We start from the raw sequence: 3867 nt of genomic DNA on the forward strand, positions 1-3867 counted from the left end.
AATTTATCTGTAACTTCTTTGAGCTCCTCCCTCTCTTTGGAGGAAAGTTTATCCAGAAGCTCAAGCTTTGTGATGTATTTAACCTTCCTTTCCATGATACCTACCTCCTTTTAAAGGCAAAAATAAATCCTGAAATCGCAGCTGCTACGTTTGCGAGCTCTTATTTTAAGAAATTTTCCTCTCATGTCAAGCCTGTGGTAGCTCATAAAACAGATAACGGGTTATAATTTATCTTTAAGGCGATGTTAAGGTTTTTAAAATTCGGTTTTATTCTTTTGAATTTTATATTGATATCATCTTGCGGAATAAAGAAGGAACCAAAGCCCCTGCCAGAACCTGAGTTTAGAGTTCTAAGAATAGGGACTCTCGTTTACCTTATCCCCTCCGACAAAGATGTTATCCCCGAAGGCTTTACAGGAAAGGGATGGTACTACATAAAGGAGGAGCCCAAAAGGTTCTGTTTCAGGGTAAAACACCTGAAGGGTAAGGAGACCCTCGTCTGCACCCCAGAGGCTTACCCGGATAAGCCCTCCGCAGAGGTAATCCTCCTTGATAAGAGCCTCAAGATCCTATTCAAAAGAGAGTGGGTTTACAGGGTGTATCCTTACAGGGAAGGACTGATACCCAAGGCTCTAAAGGAGCTGAGGGGAAGGGAAGCTGTCCTTGAGAGAAGGTACACCCCTTACACGGTTGCTATAACGGAGGTGGTAGGGAAGAGGGAGAGCAACCCCCTAATACTTAAAGTTCCCCCAAGGGAGCCTCCAAAGCCTCCACCTCCTGAGGGACTCAGATACGTGGTCAGGAAGGACAGGCTGATACTTTACTGGTGGAGCAGGTCAGAGGACGTGACGGGCTTTCTCGTTTTCAGGAACGGAGAGCTCCTCACCAAAGAGCCTATAGTCCAGAACATCTACGAGGACAGGCTTCCCAAGAGAAAGACGGTCTATGAGGTTAGGTCTGTAAACAGGTTTGGGATCAAGAGCGAGCCCGCAAGGATAACCTACAGCCCGTAATGGGCTGCTATCGCGGCTGATATGGCGAGAACGACGTCCTCCTTGTCCACCTCGCCCTCTATCGCGAAGTCGTACTCACCTCTCTGGAGCTTCTCCTCAAGGAACTTAACGCCGAAGTCTCCCCTTAGAAAGTCGGGGTCCCTGACTATCTCCCGATAGAGGGGGATGTTGGTGGGTACTCCCCTGACTATGAACTCATCTATAGCCCTGCGGGCACGGGACACAACCTTCTCCCATGTTAGAGCCCAGACAGTCATCTTGGCTATCATTGAGTCGTAGTAGGGAGGAATTATGTAATCCTTGTAAACCCCTGCATCTATCCTCACGCCTGGACCACCGGGAGAGTAGTAGGCTGTTATCTTGCCGGGCGAAGGGGCAAAGTTCTTCTTAGGGTCTTCCGCATTTATCCTGAACTCTATGGCGTATCCCCTGAAGGTAACATCGCTCTGGAGCAGGGGCACAGGCTCCCCAGCCGCTATCCTTATCATCGCCTCAACTATGTCCACGCCTGTTATCGTCTCCGTTATCGTGTGCTCAACCTGAAGCCTCGTGTTCATCTCTATGAAGTAGTACTCACCTGTCTTGACATCAACGAGAAACTCAAGGGTTCCTGCGTTCTCATAACCCACCTTCATGAGGGAGCGCACCGCATCTCCGAGTATCTTCATCCTCAGCTCTCCGGGAAGGGAAGGGCTCGGAGCTATCTCTATGAGCTTCTGATGTCTCCTCTGGATGGAACAGTCCCTCTCCCCGAGATGGATTATGTTTCCGTACTTGTCACCGAGGACCTGCACCTCTATGTGCTTAGGGTTCTCAAGGTACTTCTCTATGAAGATATCACCCTTTCCGAAGAAGGTCTCAGCCTCCCTGTAGGCAGACTCAAAGGCGCTCTTGAGCTCCTCTTCAGAGTAAACTACCCTCATACCTCTCCCGCCACCGCCGTAGGCAGCCTTGAGCATCACCGGGAAACCTATCTCCTTCGCAAAGCTCACCGCATCCTCAACCTTGGTCACGGGCTCCGGGACGCCGGGAACGACGGGAAGACCCACCTCCTGCATAACCTTCTTAGCCTTGACCTTGTCACCGAAGGTGTCTATCTGCTCAGGGGTCGGTCCTATGAAGGTGACCCCTCTCCTCTGGCAGTACCTCGCAAAGTTGGCGTTCTCGGCGAGGAATCCGTAGCCCGGGTGTATAGCCTCCGCTCCCACCTGGCGTGCCAGGTCAACTATCCTCACGTAGTCAAGGTATGCCCTTATAGGGTCTCCCGGCACGAGGTAAGCCTCATCCGCCTTCTTAACGTACAGGGAGCGAACGTCAGCCTCAGAGTATATGGCGACGGTCTTTATACCCAGCTCCTTGCAGGCTCTTATTATCCTTAGAGCAACCTCTCCTCTGTTCGCTATGAGAACCTTCTTAAACATCGGTGTAATTATAAGCCTATCTTCATACCCGATGGGAAGGCTTAAAAAGCATTACGGACAGCACCTCCTCGTATCAAAGGGAGTTTTAGAGAAGATAGCCCAGCACCTTGAGATAGAAGAGGGAGACACCCTTCTGGAAGTTGGCGGAGGAACGGGAAACCTGACAAGGGTCCTCCTGTCCTATCCCCTGGAGAAGCTCTACGTCCTTGAGATAGACCCCCAGATGGTGGAGCACCTTACCCAGATAGAGGACCCAAGGCTTGAGGTTATCCAGAAGGACGCCACCACTTACCCCTTCTGCTCCCTTGCGAAGAGGCTAAAGTTCACCGGCAATCTCCCCTACAACGTCGGCTCTCTCATAGTTGAGAACTTGGTGAGGAACAGAGAGTGCATACCCATGGGTGTCTTCATGCTCCAGAAGGAAGTCGCACTTAAGCTCACAGGAAAGGGAGATACAGGCTGGCTCACAGTGTTCCTCAACACCTTCTACAGGACTGAGTATATCATGAGCGTCCCAGCCCGCTTCTTCGTCCCGCCACCCAAGGTGGACTCAGGTGTTATCAAGGTTGTCAGGAAGGAACCTCCTCCGGAGGTTGATACGGACAGGTACAAAAGGATGCTGACCTCCCTGTTTGCCCTGAGGCGAAAGACCCTGAAGAAAAAGCTCCCGAAGGAGCTGTTGGAGAGTGCTGGTATAGACCCAGACCTCAGAGTTGAGGAGCTCACTCTGGAGGACTTTCTGAGGCTGTATAATGTCTATGAGGTGAGAGGATGAGAGACGTTTTCTTCATGGAGAGAGACCCCTACGCCCCGGTTCGCCACTGCTTCAGTGTGAGCAAGATACTCTACGAGGGAAAGAGCGAGTATCAGGAGATACTAGTTCTTGAGAACCCAGAGCTTGGAAAGATGCTCGTCCTGGACGGAGTGGTTCAGCTTGATGAGAAGTACGAGTTCCTCTACCACGAGTACTTAGCCCACGTCCCCCTCCACGCCCATCCCAACCCCGAGGACGTCCTGATAATAGGAGGAGGCGACGGCGGAACCCTGAGGGAGGTTCTGAAGCATGATAGCGTTAAGAGAGCTGTTCTCGTTGATATAGACAGCCAGGTGATTGAGGTATCAAAGAAGTTCTTCCCGACCCTGTCCAGCTCCTTTGAGGACCCGAGAGCTATAGTTGTCAACGAAGATGGCTACAAGTACATACAGGACTATGAAGAGGAGTTTGACGTTGTCATAGTTGACTCCACAGACCCGGTTGGATTTGCCCAGGTTCTGACCACGGAGCAGTTCTTCAAGCTCGTTCACAGAGCCCTTAAGGAAGACGGCATATACGCAGGTCAGACCGAGTCAATTCACTACCACCTTGAGATGGTGGTCAAGGTCCAGAAGAACCTCCAGAAGGTATTCCCGATAGTTGACCTCTACACCTCCGT

At 51.2% G+C, this 3867-nt stretch carries 4 protein-coding genes; 3 read left to right on the plus strand and 1 reads right to left on the minus strand.

Annotated features, from left to right (window positions below; genetic code table 11):
• Positions 1–287: 287 nt before the first annotated feature.
• Positions 288–1013: a hypothetical protein gene (locus tag AC1HCM_RS04635; protein ID WP_479460606.1), complete on the plus strand. Its 726-nt coding sequence runs from the start codon at positions 288–290 to the stop codon at positions 1011–1013.
• On the opposite strand, the gene AC1HCM_RS04640 is transcribed toward AC1HCM_RS04635, so the two are convergent.
• The gene (locus AC1HCM_RS04640; protein WP_479460607.1) at positions 1001–2434 is read right to left on the minus strand and encodes an acetyl-CoA carboxylase biotin carboxylase subunit; all 1434 of its coding nucleotides are present in this window, start codon (positions 2432–2434) and stop codon (positions 1001–1003) included. The genes AC1HCM_RS04635 and AC1HCM_RS04640 overlap by 13 nt on opposite strands.
• 31 nt (positions 2435–2465) lie before the next feature.
• Here AC1HCM_RS04640 and rsmA point away from each other — a divergent pair, with 31 nt between their 5' ends.
• Complete coding sequence (gene rsmA / locus AC1HCM_RS04645) at positions 2466–3209, plus strand: 16S rRNA (adenine(1518)-N(6)/adenine(1519)-N(6))-dimethyltransferase RsmA (protein WP_479460608.1); 744 nt, start codon at positions 2466–2468, stop codon at positions 3207–3209.
• Positions 3206–3867, plus strand: a 662-nt coding sequence (gene speE / locus AC1HCM_RS04650) for a polyamine aminopropyltransferase (protein WP_479460609.1), incomplete at its 3' end; no start/stop codon positions are given. The genes rsmA and speE, both read left to right, overlap by 4 nt.

The sequence above is a fragment of the Hydrogenivirga sp. genome (assembly GCF_056450045.1).